Source organism: Nocardia terpenica, assembly GCF_013186535.1.
GTDB lineage: Bacteria > Actinomycetota > Actinomycetes > Mycobacteriales > Mycobacteriaceae > Nocardia > Nocardia terpenica.
Window position 1 is genome coordinate 1,250,308 of sequence record NZ_JABMCZ010000005.1, and the last position, 24,185, is coordinate 1,274,492.

The following is a 24,185-nucleotide window of genomic DNA, read 5'->3' on the forward strand; positions in this document are numbered from 1 at the left end:
CCCCACCCGCGACCAACTTTCGTTGAGCCATCGGCCACCGATATGTGGGCATCGTCCCGGCAATCCGGTTCGGTAGGCCCGTGTGCCGGCGGTGAACCCAACTTGTGGTTGATTCGCGCCCCGCGATCGTCGGCTCGAGGCGCCGACATCAGGTAGATACTGGGGGAGTTCATCAGCAATGACTGCCGCGAACGGGAACGCAGCGAAAAGCCCCCGGGTCGGGCCTGGCTCCTTGTTCTTATCCGGCGCTCATACCGTGGCGGTCTCGCATCGCTCGGCAAGCTGCCTGGAAGTCTTCGGGGTTGTGGAACACCATTACCGCGTATATCTGGGCGTGCGGGTGACCGGTCAGGCCTGCGATCAGATCGCTGACGTGCGTGTGGAGTCGACTACGAACTTTGATGTAGGTGGTTTGACGGTCCCCGCATCCCGGACTCGACGAATGCCCCGGCAGATGTTCGGAATCGGGGGATGTGAGGTGACGACGGTGGCGTGCCATGAAAACGGCGCTGATCATCGGATGCACCGATGTGCGCAGTTGCCGAGTGTGTTTGTTCCGTAGCACGCTTGTCTTCGTGCTCGTTCCTTGTGCCCAGTGGATCGCTTCGTTCCAGGTGTCGAACGACTGGAAGATTCCGCGGCCGACGCTGCGCGCGGCCCATTTCGGGAGCCCGAACATCTTGTACACCTTCATGCGGTATGGGTGGGTGTCGGCCAGCGTTACCGGTAGCTCGATGGCGTCATACGAGACGAAATGTGCCGTGTCGTCGACGATGTGTCCGTCGCCGAGTGTCCAGTAGTCGGTACCCGACGAATCGGTGAACTTGATTTCGCTCGGTAGGGTGTACAGTTCTGCCCAGTCGTAGATGGTTCGAGTGGATACGGTCATCGTGACTCCTTGCCGTCGCGCTGACGGGGCGCTTCCTCCATCCAGGAGTGCATAGCCACACCGATGATGGATGCCAGCTCACCTTGGCAATCGTCGGCATGTGCTGTCGCCGCTTGTTCCGTCGTTATCGGCAGGAATACAGCGAAAAGGAGTGCAGCGAAAAGCGCTGTTGCTTTACGCATGGTCGTGCTTCTTCTTTGTGGCTTCGGGTCGTGCCCGGGCTGTGTTGCTTTCTCCGGCGCTCGAGCCGTGGCGGTTGCCTACCACTCGGCGAGCTGCGGGAGAGTCTTCGGGTTTTCGTCCTTGTCTGCTCGTGGGGTGGGACGGTTCCCCGTCCCGGGGAAGTGTTCATCGTCAGACCAGCAGGTTTGTGTTACGAATCGCAGAAGATGTGTCGGGTTGGGCAGGTCGCGGGCGCGGGTGCAGTCGGTACGACAGCCCTCGCGCTGCCGACAGCTCAGAGCACTACCCCCAAGGAGTACCCCTCCGGAAACGGGCCAATTTCAGATCTCCGACGGGATGGGGACGGGACGGCGCCCGCCTCCTGACACCCGAAACCGCCCCCTATCAAGCAAGTTTCAGTGACCGCCCGATGATCTCCTTCATGATCTCGGTTGTGCCGCCGTAAATGGTTTGTACGCGGGCGTCCATATATGCCTTGGCTATGGGGTATTCGCGCATGTAGCCGTAGCCGCCGTGTAGTTGTAGGCAGCGGTTGATGAGGTCTAGTTGTTCTTCGGTGCTCCACCATTTGGCCATGGCGGCGTCTTCGGCGGTGAGTTCGTTTTCGTTGAGCAGTTCTATGAAGCGGTCTACCAGGACGCGGACGGCGGTGGTCTTGGTGGCCAGTTCGGCCAGGACGAAGCGGGTGTTCTGTTGGGCGCCCAGGGGTTTGCCGAAGGCTTTGCGGTCGCGCACGTATTGGATGGTCATGTCCAGGGCGCCTTCCATGGCGGCGGCGGCCATGACCGCGATCGACAGGCGTTCCTGCGGGAGGTTGTGCATGAGGTGGATGAAGCCCATGCCCTCCTGGCCGAGCAGGTTGCGGCCCGGCACCCGGACGTCGGTGAAGCTCAGCTCCGCGGTGTCCTGGGCCTTCAGACCGATCTTGTCCAGGTTGCGGCCGCGCTCGAAACCGGGCATGCCACGCTCGACCACCAGCAGCGAGAAGCCCATCGAGCCCTTCTCCGGGTCGGTCTGGGCGACCACGATGACGAGGTCGGAATTGATGCCGTTGGTGATGAAGGTCTTGGCGCCGTTGAGAATCCAGTCGTCGCCGTCGCGCACCGCGCGGGTCTTGATGCCCTGCAGGTCCGATCCGGTGCCGGGCTCGGTCATGGCGATGGCGGTGATGATCTCGCCGGAACAGAAGCCCGGCAGCCAGCGCCGCTTCTGCTCGTCGTTCGCCAGATCCAGTAGATAGGGCGCGATGACGTCGTTGTGCAGGCCGAAACCCAGGCCCGAGAACTGGGTCCGGACGGTCTCCTCGGTGACGATGGCATTGTAGCGGAAGTCCTTCACACCCCCGCCGCCGAACTCCTCCGGCACCGCCATCCCGAGGAAGCCCTGCTTACCGGCCTCGAGCCACACGTCGCGGTCGACGATCCCGCGCTCCTCCCACTCCGCGTGCCGGGGTGCCACGTGCTGGGAGAGAAACTTGCGGTAGGACTCCCGGAACAGCTGATGTTCGGGCTCGAAAAGGGTGCGTTCCACGCCGACCTCCTAGTGACCACACGGCATCGTCGCCTCTGCCAATACGGTACCCGGAAGTCGAATCATCGTTCACTTCCAACCCCGGAAATCGGGAATGACCTCAGATGAGAGAGTGGGGGTCGACGCCGTTGTCGACTTGAACCCCGGTAAACCTGACTAGAGTCCGACGGTCTCGCGGACCCGCCCCCACAGCGTGCGGCCGCCGTCGCGGTCCCGCTCGCCGAGCAGGAAGGTCAGTTCCTCCTGCAGCGCCTTGCGCACGACCACCTGCAGTTCGGCCGCGGCCGAGTCCGGGTCGTCGGCGTCGCGCCACGGCGCGGTGTCGATCGGTGTGCCCACGGAGTAGTAGAAGCGCTCCGGGCGCGGCAGCAGCGTGGGACCCAGGCCCCGCATCAGCGGCGGCGTCAGCTCACGGCGGATGCCGAGCGCCTCCACGGCCCAGCGCAGCGGGCGCATGACCGGGTGGTCGCCGTCGAAGACCACGTCGTAGACGTCGTCCGCGCCGATCATCGCCACCGGCAGGATGGGCGCGCCCGCCTCGATCGCCATGCGCGCGAAGCCGGTTCGGCCCTCCCACTTGAGCACGTACTTCTCGCCCTTGCGGCGCATGGCCTCTCGGCCGCCGCCGGGGAACACGATCACCGCCTCGCCGCTCGCCAGCAGCGCCCGGCAGTTGGCCCGGTTGCCGCGCACACTGCCCATGCGGTGCACCAGATCTCGCACCGCGGGCACCCGCATCAGCACGTTCTCCGCCAGCCCGCGCACCAGCCGCCCGCGCCGGTGCAGGATCTCGTGCAGCAGCAGCGGCGCATCGACGCCGCCGAGCAGCGTGTGGTTGCCCACCAGCAGCACCGGCCCGGTGTCGGGGATGTTGTCCAGCCCGTAGAACCGCGGACTGGTCCACATCCGCACCGGCGCCGCCAGGGCGTCGAACAGTCGAAGATCGCCGTCGGACAACCGAATACGCAACGGCGCTCCGTCGCTGAGCACGCGGACGGCCCCGGCTACATACCCACCGGTGTCGAATTCTTTTGGCGTGGAATCTTTTCCAGACAAAAGCACCTCCCTGCAGTCACTTCCGATACCACGATCGTAACGAAAGTGACTGTGCCGCACAGGGTGCGAGCTTCAGCCCGAAAGGTCCGCCGCCTCGGCGACGTCGGTACCGGCATGCGCGTACTGCGACAGCACCGCGGCCAGGGCGTGGGGCACGCGGGCCCGCAGCCGGGTACCGCCCTCCTCGTGCGAGGAGTCGATGATGCGGCCGTCGGCGTGGATGCGCGCGAGCAGGTCGCCGCGGGTGTAGGGCAGCAGCACGCCGACCTCGACGTCCAGCCCGCCCATGAACTCGGCCAGCTTGTCGCGCAGCGTGTTCAGGCCGCGGCCGGTGCGCGCGGACACGTACACCGCGCCGGGCAGCTGGGCCCGCAGGTGGGTCAGGTCGGTCGGGTCCAGGGCGTCGATCTTGTTGACCACCAGCAGTTCCGGCGGTGCGGGCGTCTTGGACTCGCGCAGTACGTCGGTGATCACCTCGCGCACGGCCTTGATCTGCTGGTCGGGCATCGGGTCGGAGCCGTCGACGACGTGCAGCAGCAGGTCGGCGCCGGTGACCTCCTCCAGGGTGGAGCGGAATGCCTCGACCAGCTGGGTCGGCAGGTGCCGGACGAAACCGACGGTGTCGGTGAACACCACCTCGCGGCCGTCGTCGAGGGCGGCGCGGCGGGTGGTCGGGTCCAGGGTGGCGAACAGCGCGTCCTGCACCAGGATTCCCGCGCCGGTGAGCGCGTTCATCAGGCTGGACTTGCCCGCGTTGGTGTAGCCGACGATGGCCACCGACGGAATGCCGCTGCCGGTGCGCCGCGCCCGCTTGGTGTCGCGGGCGGTCTTCATCTCCTTGATGTCGCGGCGCAATCGAGACATGCGTTCGCGGATGCGGCGGCGATCGGTTTCGATCTTGGTTTCACCGGGGCCGCGCAGACCCACGCCGCCGCCGCTGCCGCCCGCGCGGCCACCGGCCTGCCGGGACATGGACTGACCCCAGCCGCGCAGCCGGGGCAGCATGTATTCCATCTGGGCGAGCGAGACCTGCGCCTTGCCCTCGCGGGAGGTGGCGTGCTGGGCGAAGATGTCCAGGATCAGCGCGGTCCGGTCGACGACCTTGACCTTCACGACCTTCTCCAGCGCGGTCAGCTGCGCGGGGGTCAGCTCGCCGTCGCAGATGACGGTGTCGGCGCCGGTCTCGAGGACGACGGCGCGCAGCTCGTCGGCCTTGCCCGAGCCGATGTAGGTGGCCGGGTCGGGCTTGTCGCGCCGCTGGATCAGCGCGTCGAGCACCTCGGAGCCCGCGGTCTCGGCCAGCGCGGCGAGCTCGGCCATGCTGGCCTCCGCCTGCGCAGCGCTGCCCTCGGTCCAGACGCCGACCAGCACGACACGCTCCAGGCGCAGCTGCCGGTACTCGACCTCGGTGATATCGGCGAGTTCGGTGGACAGCCCGGCGACGCGACGCAGCGAACTGCGCTCGTCGAGCTGCAACTCGCCGACGGTCGGCTCCGGCGCCCAACCGTTCCGGCCGTCACCGTTCTCGTCGAGCTCCTCGATAGGGGTGAACTCGTAAGTCTCTGATTTCCTCATACGCCTCCATGGTCCCACGCCTCAACGACTCCCCGCATCCCAGTTATTCCATATCGGTATCCCGACGAAAAGGATGCCGGGATACCGAGGAGCCGAGCGTGCCGGGAAATGAGGGCACGCACCCGGTTCCGTCATTCCGGCGTGCTTTGTGGCCCGGAATCAATCCGCGTACCACCAGGCGGCCGCCACGTGGCCCGAGGCGACCAGGACCGAGGGGCCGCGGAGCCAGGCGTGGCCCTGTTCGATGCCGACGGTGACCATGCCGCCGGGGACGCGGACTCGAAGGCGGCCGCTGTCGGTGTCGAGGGTGAAGCCGTCGCTGGTCAGGGCCGCGGCGGCCGCGGCTACGGTTCCCGTTCCGCAGGAGCGGGTTTCGCCGACGCCGCGCTCGTAGACGCGCATGTCCACGGCGGGGGTGCCGGTCTCGTCGACGGCCGGGGCGGTCAGGATCTCGATGTTCACCCCGTGCGGGAACAGTTCCGGGTCGTAGCCCGGCGGGACGGTCAGGTCCAGCTGAGCCAGCGCCTCCCGGGTCAGGTCCGGGTCGACGCAGGCCAGATGCGGGTTGCCGACGTCGATGCCCAGGCCGGGCAGGGCGCGCCCGCCGATGGTGGCGGTGGACTCCCCCAACTGCCGCACCGGGCCCATGGTGACGGTGACGTCGCCGTGGACGTCGTCGGCGGCGTGCACGGTGACCGGTCGCGCCCCGGCCCGGCTGCCCACGATGAACTCCGCGTTCTTCTCCAGGCCGGTGGCGACCAGGTAGTGCGCGAACACCCGCACCCCGTTGCCGCACATCTCGGCGATGGAGCCGTCGGCATTGCGGTAGTCCATGAACCAGTCGTCGGCGGACAGGTCGGACGGCAGTTCGTCGAGCACTCCGGCCGCGCGCAACGCTCCGGCGCGGGCCACCCGCAGCACGCCGTCCGCGCCGATGCCGCGCTGCCGGTCGCACAGCGCGGCGACCCGCGCGGCGGGCAGGTCCAGCGCGGCGTCCGGGTCGGGCAGCACCACGAAGTCGTTCTGGGTGCCGTGGCCCTTGGTGAATTCGATGTCGGTCATGGTCATATTCCTCCCGTCAACGCCCGGCGGGGCCGGGAGATTTCGTCCAGCGCGGTCGCCACCAGGTCCGGGGCGGCGCCGTCGAGCCAGCGCACCCGCGGGTCGCGGCGGAACCAGGACCGCTGCCGCCGCACGTATCGCCGGGTGCCGAAGTGGGTGCGGTCGCGCGCCTCGGCCAGATCGTATTCGCCGTCCAGCGCCGCCAATACCTGGGCGTAGCCGATGGCGCGGCGGGCGGTCTGTCCCTCGCGCAGGCCGCGGTCGATCAGGGTGCGCACCTCGTCGACCAGGCCGTGGTCGAACATGGTGGCGGTGCGCAGTTCGATGCGGGCGTCCAGTTCCGCGGTGTCGCGGTCGATGCCGAGAATCACCGTGCCCCACCGTGGTTCGCCGATCCGCGGCTGCGAGGCGGCGAACGGGCGGCCGGTGAGTTCGACGACCTCGAGCGCGCGCACCATGCGGCGGCCGTCGGTGGGCAGGATGGTCGCCGCCGCCACCGGATCGGCGGACCGCAGCGCGGCGTGCACGGCCTCGACGCCGCTGTCCGCCAGCACCGCCTCCCATTTGGCCCGCACCCGCGGATCGGTGGCCGGGAACTCCCAGTCGTCCAGCAGCGCTTGGACATACATCATGGAGCCGCCGACCACGACCGGGGTGCGCCCGCGCGCCAGGATGTCCTGCACGTCGGCGGTCGCGGCGCTCTGGTAGGCGGCGACGGTGGCGGTCTCGGTCACCTCGAGCACGTCGAACTGGTGGTGTGGGATGCCGCGGCGCTGCGCCACCGGCACTTTCGCGGTGCCGATGTCCATGCCGCGGTAGAGCTGCATGGCGTCGATATTGATGATCTCGCCGTCCAGGCGCTGCGCCAATTCCAGTGCCAGCTCGGACTTTCCGGTGGCCGTCGGGCCGACCACCGCGATCGGGACGGTCATCGCCCACCGCCGGGCCGCCACACGCTCACCTGATATCCGACGCCGAACGGCGCCGCCGCATACCGGGTTTCGACGGACGGATCGCGCTCATCGGCCTCGAACAACCCGGCCAGCACCTGATACGCCGCCCGCCCGGACACCTCGAGTTCGGCGCACAGCCCACTGTCCAGCTCCGCCAGCGCCGCCCGATCCCCCGCCGCCAGGGCGCGGTCGATCCCGTCCTGCACCCCCGCCGCCCGCGGATCCAGATATCCGGGAGCCTTGATCGACAACGTCGCCGCCCCATCGGCAACAACCAGCACACCGTTATCCGCGCCCTCCGCATCCAACTCACCGCGCAACTTCGCCCCCACCGCAAAACAGTGCTCCACCCCGGCATCCCCCGCCACAACCCGAGCCCGAGCCTGCACCCCGGGCGCAACCCGCCCCCGCACCCACCCACCGATCAACACAGACAACGGCAACCAGGGATCCGCTTCCCCGCCCCACGCAGGCGAAAGCGCGACCCGGACGTCTGCCCCGAACCCACGAAAAGTGCCGACCGTGTCGGGACCGAGAGCCTGTTCCACGTTCCCCACGCCGACGATCGTCCAGCGTTCGGCCGATTCCGCCAGCGTGCGGGCGGCCGACAGGACGGCCTCGCGGAGGGCGGGGACCTGGGCCGCCGGATGGGAGTCGTCCGCTACCGGCGAACCCCCGCACAGCTCGGGGACCAACAGGGGCGGCGACGGGATCAGCGCGGCGAGACGGAACACGTCGTCAACCGTATCTGCCGCGCCGTGGCGGACCGCGCGGCACCGGCGCGGCGTCACGGCCGTCACATGCGGCCGGTTTTTTCACTTCCGAAGACATCGGCTGGACAGACGGAGAATCTCGTGCAGGATGAATCCAGCGCCAGGATCATTTTCCCGGTACCGGGCGTGCCGGGCCCGGTCGCCGCGACGACGCCTCGACCTCCCGCAACACGCCGGAGACGGTTTTGCCGCCCACGGCCACCGCGCGTGGAGCGCCACCGACGACAAGACACGGCATATCTGCCATCTGGCTGGTTGAATGGGATGAGCTAGGGCGTAACCAGGCAGCCGTGACGCGCGGCAGGGACGAGGAGCGATGACCGACAACAGCGGAACCGAGAAGGCTACCCACCCGGACACCGGCGCGGCGCAGCAATCCAGCAACTCAGCCGCCGAGCGGCCCACGCCCGCCGATGTCGCCGGCCATCCCGGCACCACTGCGCCTAAGCCCGGGGTCCCCAAGCCGGGCACGCACAAGCCGGAAACCCCCAAACCGCATGCGATGCGACCGACCCCCGGTCCGGCGCAGGAACATCCGCATCCGGTGGTCGTACCGTCGGAGAGCGATCCCAGCCAGTGGGGCCGCGTCGACGAGGACGGCACCGCGTGGGTGAAGACCGCCGACGGTGAACGGGTGATCGGCTCCTGGCAGGCGGGCGACACGGCCGAGGGCCTGGCCCACTTCGGCCGGCGCTTCGACGATCTGGCCACCGAGGTGGCACTGCTGGAGGCGCGGCTGGCCGCCGGCACCGACGCCCGCAAGACCCGCGCGGCCGCCACCGCGCTTGCCGAATCGTTGCCGACCGCCGCGGTGATCGGCGATATCGACGGGTTGGCGCGGCGCCTGCAGGCCATCATCGAGCATTCCGACGAGGCTGCCGCGCAGGCCAAGGAGGAGAAGGAGCGCACCCGGCACGAGCAGACCGAGCGCAAGGAACTGCTGTGCGCCGAGGCCGAGCAGATCGCGGCCGAATCCACCCAGTGGAAGGCCGCGGGCGACCGGCTGCGCGAAATCCTCGACGAGTGGAAGACCATCCGCGGCGTGGACCGCAAGGTCGACGACGCGCTGTGGCGGCGCTTCTCCAAGGCCCGCGAGTCGTTCAACCGGCGGCGCGGCGCCCACTTCGCCGAGCTGGACCGGGAGCGGGCGGCGGCCAAGGGGCGCAAGGAGGAGCTCTGCGTGCGCGCCGAGGAGCTGTCCTCGTCCACCGACTGGGCCGGCACCGCCGCGATCTTCCGCGACCTGCTGGCCGAGTGGAAGGCCGCGGGCCGCGCGCCCCGCGAGGCCGACGAGCAGCTGTGGCGGCGTTTCAAGAGCGCCCAGGACGTGTTCTTCGCGGCCCGCAATTCGGCGGCCTCCGAACGCGACGCCGAGTTCGAGCAGAACGCGGCGGCCAAGGAGGAATTACTGCACGCCTACGAGGACCGGATCCCCACCCGCATCGACTCCGGCGCCGATCTCGACAACGCCCGCGCGGCGCTGCGCGAGTTGCAGGAGAAGTGGGACGCCCTCGGCAAGGTGCCCCGCGAGCGCATGCAGGAGCTGGAGGGCCGGCTGCGCGCCATCGAGAAGCGGGTCCGCGAGGCCGTCGACGCGCAGTGGCGGCGCACCGATCCGGAGGCAATGGCCCGAGCCGCGCAGTTCCGCGAACGAGTCGCCCAGTTCGAGGAACAGGCCGCCAAGGCCCAAGCGGCTGGCCGCACCCGCGACGCCGAAAAGGCCCTCGAACAGGCCAAACAGTGGCGAGAGTGGGCCGAGGCCGCCGAGGGCGCAGTCAGCCAGCGCTGAGACGAGCGGCGGCCGACCCGAAGTCGGCCGCCGCCCCAGCAATCCCTCCCCGCCATCCCGCCTGCTGCCCACCTCGTCACTCCGACACGCAGCCCAACCCCTCACCCCGGCATGACGCCACTCACCATCCCGACGTGCCCGACTCATCACCCTGACACGCTGCCGTGCTCATGATCCCGGCACGCTGCCCGACTCATCATCTCGGCATGCTGCCTACTCATGACCCCGACGCACTGCCCAACTCGTCACCCTCGCACGTCATCCGACCCGCCATCCCGACGCGCCGCCTGCTCATGACCCCGACGCACTGCCCAACTCGTCACCCTCGCACGTCATCCGACCCGCCATCCCGACGCGCTACCTGCTCGTGATCCCGGCGCACTGCCCTGCTCACCACATCGGCATGCTGCCCTGCTCACCACACCGGCATGCTGCCTACTCGTCATCCCGGCATGTTTTTGGCCGGGATCTTGTCAGCAGATTCCGGCCAACCGGAATGACGGGGGGTGGGCCTGGACGACGGGATGGCTGGAGCTACTTGTCCTCGCCCAGGAGCCAGCGGCGGTCGTGTTCCTCTTGGGCGGCGGCGGCGGTGCGGCGGCGCTCCTCGGCCTCCAATTGGAGGGCGGTGCGGCTCCAGACGACCTTGATCCAGTGGAAGGTCAGGAAGACGATGGCGAGGGTGGCCAGGATGAGGCCGATGCCGGGGCCCGCGCCGTGGTAGTTGCCGATGCCGGGGGTTTGGCGGTGCCAGATGGACAGCACGCCGAAGACGCTGCCGACGGCCGTGCCCGCGACCGCGATCCACGCCAGCGTCCAGCGCCGGGTCAGCAGCGCCAGCGAGGAGAACCCGATGCCGAAGATCAGCACGTCCCATTGGAATACCCGCGACGGCAGGCCGATGTGGTCGGCGCTCGCGGTGGGGTCGGAGAGCAGAATGTCCAGGCCGCGTGTGTGTCCCGCATGCGGCAGCACCAGCGACAGCAGCAGGATGAACACCGCGCCCGCCACGAACATCGCCCGATACCCCGGATCGATCTCCCCGGCGATCTTGCGCTCGACCTGCTCGAGATCCCCGTGGTACTGCTCGAACACCTGCGTCTGCTGCGGATTCATCGTCTCCTCGTTCGCCTGCGCCTGCGGATCACCCCCGGATGAGTTGTCGGCCCCGGACCCCACCGGGTTCCCCGCCCCTTCACTCGCCTCCGCATCGGGCTGCGCGCCGCCCGGCGTGGGGCGAGCCTCCTCGGGTGTCGGGTTCTGCTGTTGCGCCTCGTCTTCACGATCGGGCACGGGCTTCACCACCGGTTGTCGTCGGGTTGGCTCGGGTTGGACGCATCGATCATGCGCCACAACCGGTTCCGCATGCGGCCGCGGGTTCGGGGGCGGGCGCGCCGATGCGTGGAATGCCCAGGCCGACGCCGATGGGGGCGGTCTTGGGCTTGATGCCCGCCTCGTGCGCGTCGCCGGCGCGGGTGCGGCGATGGCCGCGGATCGGGCCGTCGGCGATGAGGTGATGCGGTGCGGCGCCGGTGATGTCGACGGTCACGATGTCGCCCGGGCGGATGGCACCGGCCTCGGCCGGGCGGAAGTGCACCAGCCGTCCGTCGCGGGCGCGGCCGCTCATGCGCGCGGTGGCGGCGTTCTTCTTCCCCGCGCCCTCGGCGACCAGCAGCTCGACCTCGGTGCCGATCAGCGCCTGATTGGCCTCCAGCGAGACCTGCTCCTGCAGCGCGATCAGCCGGTCGTAGCGCTCCTGCACCACGGCCTTGGGCACCTGGTCGGCCATGGTGGCGGCCGGGGTGCCGGGCCGGATCGAATACTGGAAGGTGTAGGCGCTGGTGAACCGGGCCTGCCGCACCACGTCCAGGGTCTCCTGGAAGTCCTCCTCGGTCTCTCCCGGGAAGCCGACGATGATGTCGGTGGTGATGGCGGCGTGCGGCATCGCCTCGCGCACCTTCTCGATAATGCCCAGATACCGCGCCTTGCGGTAGGACCGGCGCATGGCCTTGAGCACCCGATCCGAACCGGACTGCAGCGGCATGTGCAGCTGCGGGCACACGTTCGGGGTCTGCGCCATCGCCTCGATGACGTCGTCGGTGAACTCGGCCGGATGCGGCGAGGTGAACCGCACCCGCTCCAGGCCGTCGATATTTCCGCAGGCGCGCAACAGCTTCGCGAACGCGCCGCGGTCGCGGTGTTCGTCGGGATCGGCGAAATTGACGCCGTAGGAGTTCACGTTCTGCCCGAGCAGGGTCACCTCCAGCACGCCCTGTTCGACCAGCGCCTGCACCTCGGCCAGCACATCGCCCGGCCGCCGGTCGACCTCCTTGCCGCGCAGCGACGGCACGATGCAGAAGGTGCAGGTGTTGTTGCAGCCCACCGAGATCGACACCCAGCCCGCGTAGGCGGACTCGCGCCGCGCGGGCAGCGTGGACGGGAACGCCTCCAGCGACTCCAGGATCTCGACCTGGGCCTGCTCGTTGTGCCGGGCGCGCTCGAGCAGCACCGGCAGCGACCCGATGTTGTGCGTGCCGAAGACCACGTCCACCCACGGCGCCTTGCGCACCACCGTGTCGCGGTCCTTCTGCGCCAGGCAGCCGCCGACCGCGATCTGCATGCCCGGCCGCTCCGCCTTGATCGGGGCCAGATGACCCAGCGTGCCGTACAGCTTGTTGTCCGCGTTCTCCCGGACCGCGCAGGTGTTGAACACGACGAGATCGGCGGTCGCGCCGGGCGCGGCCTTGGCGTAGCCCGCGTCCTCGAGCAGTCCCGACAGCCGCTCCGAGTCGTGCACGTTCATCTGGCAGCCGTAGGTCCGCACCTCGTAGGTGCGGACCCGCGCTGCCTCGACGCCGGAACGTACCTCGAGCTGCATGGACGAATTCACCCGTTCAGGGTATCTGCTGCCCGAACGGCCGAACGACGGGGTGATTCGCCCCGGCCGGACGGCGGTGATAGGCATCACCAATGTCAAGTAATGGTTAAGTAAAATCGGCGGCCTCGCCGTACCCCCCGTAAAGTTGAGCATTCTGCGCTTCTTCGCTCTATGGTCAGACACCATGACCGATGCTGCCGACGCAACGCCCGGCACCGCCGCCGATCCGTCCTCCACCACGCCGATGATCTCGATGCGCAAGGTGGACAAGCACTTCGGTAATCTGCACGTGCTCCGGGACATCAACCTGGAGGTGCCCAGGGGGCAGGTCGTGATCGTCCTGGGCCCCTCCGGCTCCGGCAAGTCGACGCTGTGCCGCACGATCAACCGCCTGGAGCCGATCGACTCGGGCACCATCGCCGTCGACGGTGTCGAACTGCCCGCCGAGGGCCGGGCGCTGGCCCGGCTGCGCGCCGACGTCGGCATGGTGTTCCAGCAGTTCAATCTGTTCGCGCACAAGACGATTCTGGAGAACGTGATGCTGGCGCCGATGAAGGTGCGCCGCGTCGACAAGCCCGCGGCCCACGAGACGGCGATGCGGCTGCTGGAGCGGGTCGGCATCGCCGACCAGGCCGACAAGTATCCGGCCCAGCTGTCGGGCGGTCAGCAGCAGCGGGTCGCGATCGCCCGCGCGCTGGCGATGAACCCCAAGGTCATGCTGTTCGACGAGCCGACCTCGGCGCTGGACCCGGAGATGGTCAACGAGGTGCTCGAGGTCATGGTCTCCCTCGCCAAGGAGGGGATGACCATGCTCGTGGTCACGCACGAGATGGGCTTCGCGCGCCGCGCCGGGGACCGGGTGCTGTTCATGGCCGACGGCGCGATCGTCGAGGACGCCACGCCCGAAACCTTCTTCACCTCACCGACTTCCGAACGCGCCAAGGATTTCTTGGGCAAGATCTTGAGTCACTGACGCGTGACAATCAGTTTCCCTTCCTTACCTCCGCAGAGAGAAGGACAACGATGAGGATCACTCGCGCACTGCGGCTCGGTGTCGGCGCCCTCGCCCTCGCGGTCGTCGCGACCGGGTGCGGCGCCGGCAGTTCCAAGACCGCCGCCCAGCACGCCGCCGACGGCAAGCTCACCGTCGGCATCAAATTCGACCAGCCCGGCCTGGGCCTGCGCACCAAGGACGGCTCCTTCTCCGGTTTCGATGTCGACGTGGCCCGCTACGTCGCGGGCAAGCTCGGGGTGAAGCCGGAGAACATCGCCTTCAAGGAGGCCCCGTCGGCGCAGCGCGAGACGCTGATCCAGAACGGGCAGGTCGACTTCATCGCCGCCACCTACTCGATCACCGATCAGCGCAAGGAGAAGGTCGACTTCGCGGGCCCCTACTACGTCGCGGGCCAGGACCTGCTGGTGCGCGCCGACAACACCGATATCACCGGCCCGGAATCGCTGAAGGGCAAGAAGGTGTGCTCGGTGAAGGGCTCCACCCCGGCGCAGAACCTGGCCAAGGACTACAAGGACGCCCAGCTGCAGACCTACGACACGTACTCGCTGTGCATCGAGGCACTGAAGTCGGGCTCGATGGACGCGGTCAGCACCGACAACGTCATCCTCGCCGGGTACGCCGCGCAGTCGCCGGGCCAGCTGAAGCTGGTGAACAAGCCGTTCACCACCGAGAAGTACGGCATCGGACTGAAGAAGGGCGACAAGGACTCCCGCGACCGGATCAACGACGCCATCGAGGCCATGTTCGCCGACGGATCGTGGAAGGCCGCGCTGGACAAGAACTTCGGCGGCACGGGCTTCCAGGCGCCGCAGCCGCCGACGCTCGACCGGTACTGAGCCGAGGGAGGGCACGTCCGCCGTGTTCGACCTGATCTCCCGATACGACACCCAGCTGCTCGACGCGTTCCGGACGACCGTCGAACTGACGGCATTGTCGGCGGTGTGCGCGCTGATCATCGGCACTGTCGTTGCCGCCATGCGGGTTTCGCCGGTGCCGGTGGCGCGCTGGATCGGCTCGGCGTATGTGACCGTGTTCCGTAACACCCCGCTCACGCTGATCCTGGTGTTCTGCTCGCTGGGCCTGCAGAACACCCTGCAGATCAATCTGGCGAGCGGCCCGAACGCGCTCGTGCAGAACAACTTTCGCTGGGCGCTGGTCGGATTGAGCGTCTACACCGCCTCGTTCGTGTGCGAGTCGCTGCGCGCGGGCATCAACACGGTGCCGCTGGGCCAGTCCGAGGCGGGCCGCTCGCTGGGTTTCACCTTCGGTCAGAATCTGCGAATGGTGGTGCTGCCGCAGGCGTTTCGGTCGGTGGTGGCCCCGCTCGGCAGCGTGCTGATCGCGTTGACGAAGAACTCCACCATCGCGTCGGCGATCGGCGTCCACGAGGCGGCGTATCTGATGGCGTCGATGAACGAGACCGAGGCACAGGTGCTGGTGATCGGCGCGATCTTCGCCTTCGGTTTCGTGCTGCTCACCCTGCCGACCGGACTCGTCTTCGGTTGGCTCGCACGACGATTCGAGGTCGCGAGATGAGTGCCTCCGTCCTCTACGACGCGCCGGGCCCCCGCGCGCGGCGGCGCCACCACGCCTATTCGGTCGCGGCCGCGATCGCGATCGTCGCGATCGGCTGGTTCGCCTATCGCGGGTTCGACAGCAAGGGGCAGTTCACCGCCGACAAGTGGAAGCCGTTCGTCGACGCCGAGGTGTGGCGCACGTATCTGCTGCCGGGCCTGCGGGGAACCGTGGTGGCCGCGCTGTTGTCGATCGTGTTCGCGCTCGTGATCGGCATGGTGTTCGGCCTCGCGCGGCTGTCGGATCATCGCGTCGTGCGCTGGGTGGCGGGCGTGGTGGTGGAGTTCGCGCGGGCCATTCCGGTGCTGATCCTGATGATCTTCCTGTTCGCCTATTTCGCGAACGGCCAGGTCTTTCCGGCGGATCAGCTGGCGCTGGCGGCCGTCGTCGTCGCGCTGACGGTCTACAACGGCTCGGTCATCGCCGAGATCGTGCGCTCGGGCATCCGGGCGCTGCCGCAGGGCCAGACCGAGGCGGCGGTGGCGCTGGGCCTGCGCAAGACCCAGCTGCTGCGCATCGTCCTACTCCCCCAGGCGATTACCGCCATGCTGCCCGCGATCATCTCGCAAATGGTGGTGGCGCTGAAGGATTCGGCGCTCGGCTACCAGATCACCTATCAGGAGATCGTCCGCCAGGGCCAGCAGCTCGGTGCGGCGCAGCAGAATACGGTTCCGTCGCTGATCGTCATCGCGGTCATCATGATCGCGGTGAACTGGTCGCTGTCGGTCTTCGCGACCCGCCTGGAACGCCGTCTGCGGCGGCGCAAGCGGGGGCGGACGGTCGTCGCCGCGGATTCGGTGCTGACCGATGCGGTACCCGGCCTGGACCTCGGTCGCGCGAAATAGGTTTCGTTCGTCCTGAACGCAACCATCGCTCGCCGCGCCCGCGTCCGGCATTCTGATCTCGCGCACCGCCCGGGCGGAAGGGCCACGCCACTCCTGTCCGCCACGGGCGGGTCCATTCCTCAGCCCGGCACGTCCATGCGCTGCGTGCCGATCACCGACAGCAGGCGCAGCGCCTCCTCGGCGGGTGAGCCCGGCTCGGCGGTGTAGAGCACGACCTGCTGGTCCCGGTCGGCGATCTGGAGCACGTCGCAGTTCACCACGATCGTGCCGACCACCGGGTGGTGGATGGTCTTGCGGAGCGTCGGCTCGGACAGCACGTCGTGCGATTCCCACAGGCGCGCGAATTCCGGACTGCCGGAGCGTAATTCGGCGATCAGCTCGGCCAACTCGGGGTCGTCGGGATACCGGGCCGCCGCGGCGCGGAGCCGGTGTGCCGCGCTGCGGCAGAAATGCTCGTGGTCACGCTCCGACACCCCGTACAGCCGCAAGCCCGGCGCGCGCGGGCCGAGGAACGCCCGGCGGGCCTGGTTGCGGTCGCGACGCGGCAGCGCCGAGAAGTCGTCCAGCAGCGCGGCGGCCAGATCGTTCCAGGCGATCACCTCGAAAACGGCGGAGACCACGATCGCCGCGGTGTGCGGGAGGCGGTGCAGCAGATCGAGAATGCTCTGCCGCACCTCGCGCGAGGGTCCCGGGGGTGGTCCGGGCGGCACGCCCGCGAGGTTGTGCAGGTGGTCGCGCTCGGCGTCCGACAGCCGCAGCGCCCGCGCCAGACCGGCGAGCACCTCGCGGGACGGGTGTGCGGCGCGGGCCTGTTCGAGCCGCGCGTAGTACTCGGTCGAGATGTAGGCCAGCTGCGCGACCTCCTCGCGCCGCAGCCCCGGGGTGCGGCGGCGCGGGCCGCCCGGCAGCCCGACCTCGGCCGGGGCGATCCGCTCCCGCCTGCTGCGCAGGAATTCGGCCAGCTCGCGAGTGTCCACGCCGCCAGTCTGCCCAGGCGCCGCGGCGCCAGCCAGGACCTGTCGGTACCTGGCTACCGATCGCGCCCGGCCGCAGGCTCGATGCCATGAGCACTGCATCCCTGCTGACCGACAAGGTCGCCTTCGTCACCGGGGCCGGGCGCGGCATCGGTGCCGCCGCGGCCCGGCTGTTCGCCCGTGAGGGCGCCCGCGTCCTGCTCGCGGCCCGCACCGAGGACCAATTGCAGGCGGTGACCGAGGAGATCCGCGCCGAGGGCGGCACCGCCGACTACATTCGCTGCGACCTGGCCGACCCGGCCCAGGTCCGCGCCGCCGTCGACCGGACCGTGGACCGCTACGGCCGTCTCGACATCGCCTTCAACAATGGTGCCATCGCCAGCCCGCCCGATCCGCTGGAGCTGGTGGGCGAGAACGACTTCGACAACCTGTATACCGTCAACCTCAAAGGGCAGTGGGTAGCGATGAGCGCCGAAATCGCCGCCATCCGAACGACTTCGGGCCACGGCGCCATCGTCAACAACTCCAGCGTCGGCAGCATCCGGGGCAATCCGCGCCTGCCCGTCTACGGCGCCATGAAGCGAGCCCTCAACAGCCTCACCGAATCCGCCGCCATCCTGTACGGACCCGAGGGCATCCGGGTCAATGCCATCGCCCCCGGCGGCACCGCCACCCGGATGCTGCGGGACTGGAATGCCCGCTCCCCCGGCATCATCGACCAGATCGCCGCCGCCACCCCGCTGCGCCGCCAGGCCGCACCCGAGGAGATCGCGGAGGCCGCGGCCTGGTTGCTCAGCGATCGTGCGTCGTTCGTGACGGGCGTGGTTCTTCGGGTGGACGGCGGCGCGGCGGCGTGACGGCCGAAATATTGGCTTCACGATTCGGCGGGCCGCCATTAGCCTGGCGCGATGCCCACGTTCGAGGAAATCACCAGGCACACTGATCCCGATCCGGACGGAAACCCTTGGGTGCAGGGACCTCCCCCGCCGACCGTGGTCGAGTTGGTGCCGTACAACCCGCAGTGGCCGCAACGCTATCGGGATCTGGTCGAGGCGGTGCGCGGGGCGTTGGGGACGGCGGTGCTGGCTACCCAGCACGTCGGATCGACATCGGTGCCGGGCCTCGCGGCGAAGGATGTCATCGATATCGATCTGACCGTCGCCGACCCCCGCGACGAGGCCGCGTATGTTCCCGCGCTGGAACGGATCGGTTACGTTCTCGTCATTCGCGAACCGTGGTGGCACGAGCACCGCTGCCTCAGGCTCGAAGACCCCGCCGCCAACCTGCACGTGTTCGGGCCCGACTGCCCGGAAATCATCCGGCACCGCATGTTCCGCGATTGGCTGCGCGACAATCCCGACGATCGCGCGCTGTACGAGCGGGGCAAACGGGCGGCGATCCCGGGCGGCGGCACGATGATGGCGTACAACCTCCGCAAGCAGGACGTCATCCGCGAGATCTACGAGCGCATGTTCCGCGCCGCCGGAATGCTGTAGCGCGCACGGTGTTTCGCGGCGTCAGTCGGCGGACAACCCGGTGAGCCGCTCCTCGATGCCGCGAATGTCGCGCTCCGCCCTGTCCTTTCGTCGGCGGATTCCCTGGACCACGTCCGCGGGAGCCTTGGCGAGGAAGTTCCGGTCGGCGAGCCTGCGGCCGGTGGCATCGAGGTCCTTCCGCGCGGTGTGGAGGTCTTTCTCCAGGCGTCTGCGTTCGGCGTCGACATCGATGGCCCGGGACAGGTCGATTTCGATGCGGGACCGGCCGATCGGCAGTGTCGCCGTCGGCCGGAAGTCCGCACCGGGGGAATCGAGGCGCGCCAGCCGCCGGATGGCGGCTTCGTGTGCGGACAGTGCCGCGGTGAGCTCGAGCCGGGCGGGCACGGTCCGGCTGGCCGGGATGCGCTGCTCGGAGCGGAACCGCCGGATCTCGCCGATGAACCCTTGCACCGCAACGACTTCCGTCTCCGCCGTCGGATCGCGGAATCCGGTGTCGGTGGGCCAGGCGGCGATCACCACGGACTCGCCGCCGGTGAGGGTGGTCCACAGCTGTTCGGTGACGAACGGGATGATCGGGTGCAGCAGCCGCAGGAGCGTATCCAGGACGTGCCCGAGCACTCGACGGGTTTTTGCGGAATTGGGCTGGGCAAGTGCGGGTTTGGCCAGCTCGAGGTACCAGGCGAAGATCTCGTCCCACGCGAAGTGGTAGAGCAGGTCGGCCGCCTTCGCGAACTGATAGTCGTCGAGGTAGGCGTCGGTCTCGGTGACAATCCTGTTGAGCCGCGACAGAATCCAGCGATCGAGTGTCGGAAGCTGCTCGGCCGCAGGAAGTCCCCCGTCGACCGTAGCTCCGTTGAGGAGTGCGAAGCGGGTGGCATTCCAGATCTTGGTGGTGAAGTTGCGCGCACCCGCCACGGACTCCTCGGCAATCGGGGCGTCCGCGCCGGGATTGGCGGCACGGGCGAGGGCGAAGCGCAGGGCGTCGGTGCCGTAGGTGTCCATCCAGTCGTCGGGGTCGACGACATTGCCGAACGATTTGGACATCTTCCGGCCGTTCCCGTCGCGCACCATGCCGTGCAACGCGATCGCCCCGAACGGCGGCGTCTGTCCGTCGCTGATGTAGAGGCCGAACATCATCATTCGCGCGACCCAGAAGAACATCAGGTCGTATCCGGTGAACAGCACGCTGTTCGGATAGAACTTCGCCAGCGCCTCGGTCCGCTCCGGCCAGCCCAGCGTCGAGAACGGCCACAGTCCCGAGGAGAACCAGGTGTCGAGCACATCGGGATCCTGCGTCCAGCCCTGCCCCGCGGGTGGCGTCTCGCCGGGGCCCAGGCACACGGTCTCCCCCTCGGGGCCGTACCAGACGGGGATGCGGTGCCCCCACCACAGCTGCCGCGAGATACACCAGTCGCGCATATTGTCCACCCACGCGAAGTACCGAGATGCCAAGGCGTCCGGATGAATTCGCACCCGCCCGTCGCGAACCGCATCCCCCGCCATCCGCGCGAGCGGAGCCACCCGCACCCACCACTGCAACGATTGCCGAGGTTCGACGGCGGTGCCGCAGCGGGAGCAGTGCCCCACCGCATGCCCGTACGGCCGCTGCTCGGCGACGATCCGCCCCTCCTCCCGCAGGGCCGCCACGATGGCGGCCCGAGCCTCGAACCGATCCAATCCCTGGAACGGCCCGTGCGCGGTGATCGCGCCGAGTTCGTCGAGCACCGTCAGCGACGGCAGCCCATGCCGCCGCCCGATCTCGAAATCGTTCGGATCGTGCGCCGGGGTGACTTTGACTGCGCCGGTACCGAATTCGGGATCCACGTGCTCGTCGGCGTCGCCGTACCGAATCGACACCAACTCCCCGTCGACATCCCGATAGTCGACCTCGATATCCGACAACGCCGTAGCACACCGCGGACACCAGTTGATAATGCGCTCCGCCCGATAGATCAGCCCATCGTCGAAGAGCCGCTTGAAGATCGTCTGCACCGCCCGCGACAACCCATCGTCCAGAGTGAACCGCTCCCGCCCCCAATCCACCCCGTCCCCCAGCCGCCGCATCTGCCGCACAATCTGCTCCCCCGACCTCCCGGCCGACTCCCACACCCGCTCGGCAAACCGCTCCCGCCCGAGATCGTGCCGAGACAGCCCCTCCCCCACCAACTCCCGCTCAACGGTGTTCTGCGTAGAAATCCCCCCATGATCCATCCCCGGCAACCACAAGGTCTCGAACCCCCGCATCCGCCTCCACCGAGCCAGCACATCGATCAGCGTGTGCTCGAACGCATGCCCCACATGCAGCCGCCCGTTCACATTCGGCGGCGGAATAACAATGGAGTACGCGTCTTTCCCACTCCCCGAATCCGCCCGAAAGTACCCACCCGCTACCCACCGCTCATACAGTCCCCGCTCCATCTCCGCCGGTACAAACGTAGTCGGCAGCGTCGAAGTGATCCTGTCTGTGCGATGGTCATCGGTCATAGTCCGGCAGCATATGACCGCTCCACCGACGGATTCACCTGCTTTTCCGCCCAGGCCCGGACGGCTCACCCCGCCACATCGGCGCTGCCCCGCCGTTCCGAGACCGCCGAATCGCCACCGTCTGCATCGGTGCCGCCGTGCGCCCTGCCCGCGGCCAGGGCGCAGTCGTGCAGTTGGAGGTAAACCCCAGGATTGTCCTCGTCGTCATCGTCGTAGGCAGCGACTTGCAGCATCCCACCGGGGAAGAAGAACGTCCTCGAACGTGCGGTCATACCGACTCCTCTACGTCCCGCGCAGCTGGTGAGGCAGCTCAGGACCGGGAGTCCGTCCAGCCGATCGAATCGGTTGGGGCTCTACCAGAGCCCTGAGCAACGTAGCGAAGCTAAGCGTCCGAGACCGAAGCCGTCCAGTATCTTGCTCCATCTTGCTCAAATCGACTGAACTGGCCACATCCTCGTCGAATCGAGAGACTATAGACGGAGCGTGGGAAAACTTACGCACAGAATCGGATTGGGGGAAAGATCATGCAACTGATATTCCTCGGCAAGGGCGGCTCCGACGTAGGCGAATGCCCGACCTTGTACGCAACCGACAACGGCAACTACCTCGTGCAGGGCTGGCAGACGGGGGAGGTGGGTACCATCGAAATCCCCCATCTTCTCACCGGATTCGCCGAGCCGGGCACCTTCATCGGTGCCGAGCTCGTCGACACCGGGCGGGGAACATTCAGGCTCACCGGTCGGCCGGTCACCGATTGTGAGACGCTGAATCAACTCGATCTAGCTGGGAACGAAGCGGCTGTTGAGGTCCCCAAGGGAGAGCAGAGGTTCTACGGTGCAACTACTGCCGCGTGACTCGTCACTTTGGGTCGATCTTTTCCGGGACTGCAAGAACGACGCATTCCATCTCGAGACGAAAGACTCCTACGGGGTGCCGGAGGAGTCGGATCGCATCCGGCGGTTCCTGGAGGGGCTACCGCCACTGCCCGATTCGTACAAGAACAGCTGGACCGAGCTCATCCGGGAGTCGACCTCACGCGGTGTTTCCGTGAGCCGGGTCCGAGTCGTCACTGTGCCGCACAGTGACTATCAGCGCTGGCTGTTGTCGGTTACCGGTAGCAATGTCGCAGCCGGGGAAGATATCCGGTACGCGCCGCGGCATGTCGCCGGGGACGTACCGACCGACGACTGGTGGCTTATGGATAATCAGCTGGTCGCTTACAACCTCGTCGACGGCGCCGGAGCTCCGGCCGGTCTCGCGGTGACTACCGATCCCGGAATTGTCGCCTACTGCCGGAGTGTGCGAGAGCGGCTCTGGGAGTTGGCAATTCCGTATGCTGATTATGTTCGAGGCGAGCCCATCCAGCAGTGACAAGTAGCGTTCATGAGGCACGGGAAGCTCTCGGGGCACGACTCCGAGAGCTTCGCCGTGGTGCCGGGCTGTCCGGCCGCCAGCTGGCGGACCTGTCGGGATGGCACGAATCCAAGGTGTCCAAGATCGAGTACGGCCGGACCAAACCGACCACCGCCGATGTCCGCGCGTACTGTGAGTACACCGGATCGGGCGATCAGCTTCCCGACCTTCTCGCCACCCTGCACCACATCGACACCGCGTACATGGAATGGCGGCGTGCCCTCGGCTCCGGGCTCGCGCAAAGGCAGCAGAAGTATCTGAAGCTGGAAGCAGAGGCTACATTCATTCGTAACTATCAGCCGCAGATCGTTCCGGGCCTGCTGCAAACAGCGGAGTACGCCGAAGCCAAGTTGCGACGGGCTATGGAATTCCATGGCATTCCAGTCGATCTGGACGCGGGCGTAGCCAAACGCATGGAGCGACAGCAGATCCTCTATCAAAGAACTCGCCGGTTCCACTTCCTGATCGGTGAGCAGTCGCTGCGGACCACGGTAGGTGACGATGCAGTGATGACCGGGCAGTTGGACAGATTGCATGCGATCATCGGCATGCCTCGAGTGACCCTTGGAATCATCCCGGCCGAAACGGAAGCGCTCGTCGTCGCGAACAGCTTCGGGATGTACGACAATCGCCTCGTCCTTGTCGAAAGCGTCAGCGCGGAGCTGCGCATCACACAGCCACGAGAAATCGCTCTGTACGGTCGCGCATTCGATGTATTGGCGAACCAGGCGGTGACCGGAGAGACGGCCCGGGAGCTTATTCGGAAGGCACTCGATAGGCGGAGCAGGAAGTCACATGCTTGATCTCGGAGATTCAGGTGTCGGACGCTGCTGCCAGTTCCTCCCGCACCACCGAGTAGGCAACGGATTGGCTGAAGCCCCGGCGGGCGAGCATGCCCACCAGGCGGCGAGTTGCCTTGTCGCGGTCCAGGTCTCGCGGGAGGGTGCGGATTTTGCGGCGGACCAGGTCGGCGGCGGTGTCGTGGTCGTCGGGGGCGACGGAGGGTTTGTTCTCGGTGGGGCGGGTCGGCGCAGGGGTGCTTTCGAAACCGGCCTCGGCGAGTTCGGCCAGGACTACCGAATGGGCCGTGGAGGGGTTGTAGCCGCGGCGGGCGAGCATGCCTACCAGGCGGCGGATTGCCTTGTCGCGGTCGAGGTCTCGGGGGAGGGTCTGGAGTTTGCGGCGGACGAGGTCGGTGGCGCGGGCTTGTTCGTCGGCGGGGGTGACCGTGGACAGGGCGGGTTCGGCGTGTTCGGGGGCTATGCCTTTGCGGTGTAGTTCTAGGGCCAGGGCCTTCTTGCCTTTGCCCGAGTAGGTGTGGCGGGAGTGCACCCACTGTTCGGCGAAGGCGGCGTCGTCGATCAGGCCGACCTCGGTGAGGCGGGTGAGGGTGCGTTCGATGACCTCGGGCGCGAAACCCTTGGCCGTCAGCTTGTCCGCGAGTTCGGCGCGGCTGCGCGCACGATCGGTCAGCAGGCGTAGACAGACATCCTTGGCCTGCGCCTCGGTGCCGCCGCCCGGGGAAGTCCTGCGGCCGTGGGCGTCGGATTCCTCCCGATCCGACGCCGAACGGCCCTGGCCGCGAAGGCTTCTCGCTCCCTCGATACGAGCGGGATCGGGCTCGACCGACGGGTGCGGCCCATCGTCGGAGCGCCATAATCCGCTCGACCCCTCGGAATCCCTGCGCCGCTTCGG

At 67.9% G+C, this 24,185-nt stretch carries 22 protein-coding genes and 2 pseudogenes; 10 read left to right on the forward strand and 14 right to left on the reverse strand.

Translation table 11 applies throughout. From position 1 onward, the window contains the following. Positions 1 to 238: 238 nt before the first annotated feature. The 7 genes from HPY32_RS41490 to HPY32_RS41520 all read right to left on the reverse strand — a co-directional run bounded on the left by HPY32_RS41490 (position 239) and on the right by HPY32_RS41520 (position 7,982). Positions 239 to 889, reverse strand: coding sequence for a hypothetical protein (locus HPY32_RS41490; protein WP_067586845.1), 651 nt, complete (start codon positions 887 to 889; stop codon positions 239 to 241). A 567-nt stretch (positions 890 to 1,456) separates the two neighbouring features. Beyond that, entirely contained in the window at positions 1,457 to 2,602 is a 1,146-nt protein-coding gene (locus HPY32_RS41495) for an acyl-CoA dehydrogenase family protein (RefSeq protein WP_067586843.1), read from the reverse strand. 156 nt (positions 2,603 to 2,758) lie between these two features. Beyond that, positions 2,759 to 3,571: a lysophospholipid acyltransferase family protein gene (locus HPY32_RS41500; protein WP_228787205.1), complete on the reverse strand. Its 813-nt coding sequence runs from the start codon at positions 3,569 to 3,571 to the stop codon at positions 2,759 to 2,761. Positions 3,572 to 3,730: 159 nt separating this feature from the next. Next, positions 3,731 to 5,233, reverse strand: coding sequence for a GTPase HflX (gene hflX, locus HPY32_RS41505; protein WP_067586837.1), 1,503 nt, complete (start codon positions 5,231 to 5,233; stop codon positions 3,731 to 3,733). A gap of 159 nt (positions 5,234 to 5,392) precedes the next feature. Further along, entirely contained in the window at positions 5,393 to 6,286 is an 894-nt protein-coding gene (dapF, locus tag HPY32_RS41510; RefSeq protein ID WP_067595611.1) for a diaminopimelate epimerase, read from the reverse strand. An 11-nt stretch (positions 6,287 to 6,297) separates the two neighbouring features. Then, positions 6,298 to 7,227, reverse strand: a complete 930-nt coding sequence (gene miaA / locus HPY32_RS41515; protein WP_067595609.1) for a tRNA (adenosine(37)-N6)-dimethylallyltransferase MiaA — start codon at positions 7,225 to 7,227, stop codon at positions 6,298 to 6,300. Continuing rightward, positions 7,224 to 7,982, reverse strand: a complete 759-nt coding sequence (locus HPY32_RS41520; RefSeq protein ID WP_067595607.1) for a class III extradiol ring-cleavage dioxygenase family protein — start codon at positions 7,980 to 7,982, stop codon at positions 7,224 to 7,226. The genes miaA and HPY32_RS41520 overlap by 4 nt, the downstream gene beginning before the upstream one ends. Positions 7,983 to 8,337: 355 nt before the next feature. Between HPY32_RS41520 and HPY32_RS41525 the strand changes: the two genes are divergently transcribed. Next, positions 8,338 to 9,810 carry a DUF349 domain-containing protein gene (locus HPY32_RS41525; protein WP_067586834.1) on the forward strand — a complete coding sequence of 491 codons (1,473 nt, stop codon included), beginning with the start codon at positions 8,338 to 8,340 and terminating at the stop codon, positions 9,808 to 9,810. 534 nt (positions 9,811 to 10,344) lie between these two features. On the opposite strand, the gene HPY32_RS41530 is transcribed toward HPY32_RS41525, so the two are convergent. Both HPY32_RS41530 and miaB read right to left on the reverse strand, forming a co-directional pair. After that, positions 10,345 to 10,926 (reverse strand): Rv2732c family membrane protein, encoded by a 582-nt coding sequence (locus HPY32_RS41530; protein WP_067595605.1) that lies wholly within the window; start codon positions 10,924 to 10,926, stop codon positions 10,345 to 10,347. Between the two features lie 226 nt (positions 10,927 to 11,152). Next, positions 11,153 to 12,688 (reverse strand): tRNA (N6-isopentenyl adenosine(37)-C2)-methylthiotransferase MiaB, encoded by a 1,536-nt coding sequence (gene miaB / locus HPY32_RS41535; protein WP_067586831.1) that lies wholly within the window; start codon positions 12,686 to 12,688, stop codon positions 11,153 to 11,155. A 244-nt stretch (positions 12,689 to 12,932) separates the two neighbouring features. Between miaB and HPY32_RS41540 the strand changes: the two genes are divergently transcribed. The 4 genes from HPY32_RS41540 to HPY32_RS41555 are packed head-to-tail and all read left to right on the forward strand — an operon-like array spanning position 12,933 to position 16,123. Further along, complete coding sequence (locus tag HPY32_RS41540) at positions 12,933 to 13,661, forward strand: amino acid ABC transporter ATP-binding protein (protein ID WP_171983336.1); 729 nt, start codon at positions 12,933 to 12,935, stop codon at positions 13,659 to 13,661. Between the two features lie 50 nt (positions 13,662 to 13,711). Beyond that, entirely contained in the window at positions 13,712 to 14,539 is an 828-nt protein-coding gene (locus HPY32_RS41545; RefSeq protein ID WP_067586825.1) for a glutamate ABC transporter substrate-binding protein, read from the forward strand. Positions 14,540 to 14,561: 22 nt separating this feature from the next. Further along, positions 14,562 to 15,239 carry an amino acid ABC transporter permease gene (locus HPY32_RS41550; RefSeq protein WP_067586822.1) on the forward strand — a complete coding sequence of 226 codons (678 nt, stop codon included), beginning with the start codon at positions 14,562 to 14,564 and terminating at the stop codon, positions 15,237 to 15,239. Next, complete coding sequence (locus tag HPY32_RS41555) at positions 15,236 to 16,123, forward strand: amino acid ABC transporter permease (protein WP_067586819.1); 888 nt, start codon at positions 15,236 to 15,238, stop codon at positions 16,121 to 16,123. Before HPY32_RS41550 ends, HPY32_RS41555 begins: the two co-directional genes overlap by 4 nt. A gap of 119 nt (positions 16,124 to 16,242) precedes the next feature. Here HPY32_RS41555 and HPY32_RS41560 read toward each other — a convergent pair whose 3' ends face one another. After that, positions 16,243 to 17,100, reverse strand: coding sequence for a helix-turn-helix transcriptional regulator (locus tag HPY32_RS41560; RefSeq protein WP_067586817.1), 858 nt, complete (start codon positions 17,098 to 17,100; stop codon positions 16,243 to 16,245). An 86-nt stretch (positions 17,101 to 17,186) separates the two neighbouring features. Here HPY32_RS41560 and HPY32_RS41565 point away from each other — a divergent pair, with 86 nt between their 5' ends. Beyond that, positions 17,187 to 17,954: an SDR family NAD(P)-dependent oxidoreductase gene (locus tag HPY32_RS41565; protein WP_067586815.1), complete on the forward strand. Its 768-nt coding sequence runs from the start codon at positions 17,187 to 17,189 to the stop codon at positions 17,952 to 17,954. 51 nt (positions 17,955 to 18,005) lie between these two features. Continuing rightward, a complete protein-coding gene (locus HPY32_RS41570) occupies positions 18,006 to 18,593 on the forward strand; it encodes a GrpB family protein (RefSeq protein WP_067586813.1) in 588 nt (195 codons plus the stop codon). Positions 18,594 to 18,614: 21 nt separating this feature from the next. On the opposite strand, the gene HPY32_RS41575 is transcribed toward HPY32_RS41570, so the two are convergent. Continuing rightward, on the reverse strand, positions 18,615 to 21,077 hold the full coding sequence (locus HPY32_RS41575) for a valine--tRNA ligase (RefSeq protein WP_067586811.1): 2,463 nt from the start codon (positions 21,075 to 21,077) through the stop codon (positions 18,615 to 18,617). 65 nt (positions 21,078 to 21,142) lie between these two features. Then, on the reverse strand, positions 21,143 to 21,349 hold the full coding sequence (locus HPY32_RS41580) for a hypothetical protein (RefSeq protein WP_156674386.1): 207 nt from the start codon (positions 21,347 to 21,349) through the stop codon (positions 21,143 to 21,145). A 252-nt stretch (positions 21,350 to 21,601) separates the two neighbouring features. On the opposite strand from HPY32_RS41580, the gene HPY32_RS41585 reads away from it, so the two are divergent. Genes HPY32_RS41585 through HPY32_RS41595 form a run of 3 tightly spaced genes read left to right on the forward strand, consistent with a single transcriptional unit; the run spans position 21,602 to position 23,293 of the window. Then, on the forward strand, positions 21,602 to 21,931 hold the full coding sequence (locus tag HPY32_RS41585) for a hypothetical protein (RefSeq protein ID WP_067586809.1): 330 nt from the start codon (positions 21,602 to 21,604) through the stop codon (positions 21,929 to 21,931). Then, positions 21,912 to 22,448: a DUF6879 family protein gene (locus HPY32_RS41590; RefSeq protein ID WP_082871270.1), complete on the forward strand. Its 537-nt coding sequence runs from the start codon at positions 21,912 to 21,914 to the stop codon at positions 22,446 to 22,448. Before HPY32_RS41585 ends, HPY32_RS41590 begins: the two co-directional genes overlap by 20 nt. Next, on the forward strand, positions 22,445 to 23,293 hold the full coding sequence (locus tag HPY32_RS41595; RefSeq protein ID WP_082871269.1) for a helix-turn-helix domain-containing protein: 849 nt from the start codon (positions 22,445 to 22,447) through the stop codon (positions 23,291 to 23,293). The genes HPY32_RS41590 and HPY32_RS41595 overlap by 4 nt, the downstream gene beginning before the upstream one ends. Before the next feature lie 10 nt (positions 23,294 to 23,303). Here the strand turns inward: HPY32_RS41595 and HPY32_RS46710 are convergent. Continuing rightward, positions 23,304 to 23,465 (reverse strand): annotated as a pseudogene (locus HPY32_RS46710) (recombination regulator RecX); the annotation flags it as partial. 63 nt (positions 23,466 to 23,528) lie between these two features. Next, positions 23,529 to 24,095 (reverse strand): annotated as a pseudogene (recX, locus tag HPY32_RS41600) (recombination regulator RecX); the annotation flags it as partial. Between the last annotated feature and the right edge of the window lie 90 nt (positions 24,096 to 24,185).

What these genes read in the sequence shown, in the direction of transcription:
- HPY32_RS41490 (WP_067586845.1), bottom strand. Translation starts at nt 889, where the DNA reads ATGACCGTATCCACTCGAACCATCTACGACTGGGCAGAACTGTACACC.
- hflX (WP_067586837.1), bottom strand. Translation starts at nt 5,233, where the DNA reads ATGAGGAAATCAGAGACTTACGAGTTCACCCCTATCGAGGAGCTCGAC.
- miaA (WP_067595609.1), bottom strand. Translation starts at nt 7,227, where the DNA reads ATGACCGTCCCGATCGCGGTGGTCGGCCCGACGGCCACCGGAAAGTCC.
- HPY32_RS41525 (WP_067586834.1), top strand. Translation starts at nt 8,338, where the DNA reads ATGACCGACAACAGCGGAACCGAGAAGGCTACCCACCCGGACACCGGC.
- HPY32_RS41530 (WP_067595605.1), bottom strand. Translation starts at nt 10,926, where the DNA reads ATGAATCCGCAGCAGACGCAGGTGTTCGAGCAGTACCACGGGGATCTC.
- miaB (WP_067586831.1), bottom strand. Translation starts at nt 12,688, where the DNA reads ATGCAGCTCGAGGTACGTTCCGGCGTCGAGGCAGCGCGGGTCCGCACC.
- HPY32_RS41540 (WP_171983336.1), top strand. Translation starts at nt 12,933, where the DNA reads ATGATCTCGATGCGCAAGGTGGACAAGCACTTCGGTAATCTGCACGTG.
- HPY32_RS41545 (WP_067586825.1), top strand. Translation starts at nt 13,712, where the DNA reads ATGAGGATCACTCGCGCACTGCGGCTCGGTGTCGGCGCCCTCGCCCTC.
- HPY32_RS41555 (WP_067586819.1), top strand. Translation starts at nt 15,236, where the DNA reads ATGAGTGCCTCCGTCCTCTACGACGCGCCGGGCCCCCGCGCGCGGCGG.
- HPY32_RS41565 (WP_067586815.1), top strand. Translation starts at nt 17,187, where the DNA reads ATGAGCACTGCATCCCTGCTGACCGACAAGGTCGCCTTCGTCACCGGG.
- HPY32_RS41570 (WP_067586813.1), top strand. Translation starts at nt 18,006, where the DNA reads ATGCCCACGTTCGAGGAAATCACCAGGCACACTGATCCCGATCCGGAC.
- HPY32_RS41575 (WP_067586811.1), bottom strand. Translation starts at nt 21,077, where the DNA reads ATGACCGATGACCATCGCACAGACAGGATCACTTCGACGCTGCCGACT.
- HPY32_RS41580 (WP_156674386.1), bottom strand. Translation starts at nt 21,349, where the DNA reads ATGACCGCACGTTCGAGGACGTTCTTCTTCCCCGGTGGGATGCTGCAA.
- HPY32_RS41585 (WP_067586809.1), top strand. Translation starts at nt 21,602, where the DNA reads ATGCAACTGATATTCCTCGGCAAGGGCGGCTCCGACGTAGGCGAATGC.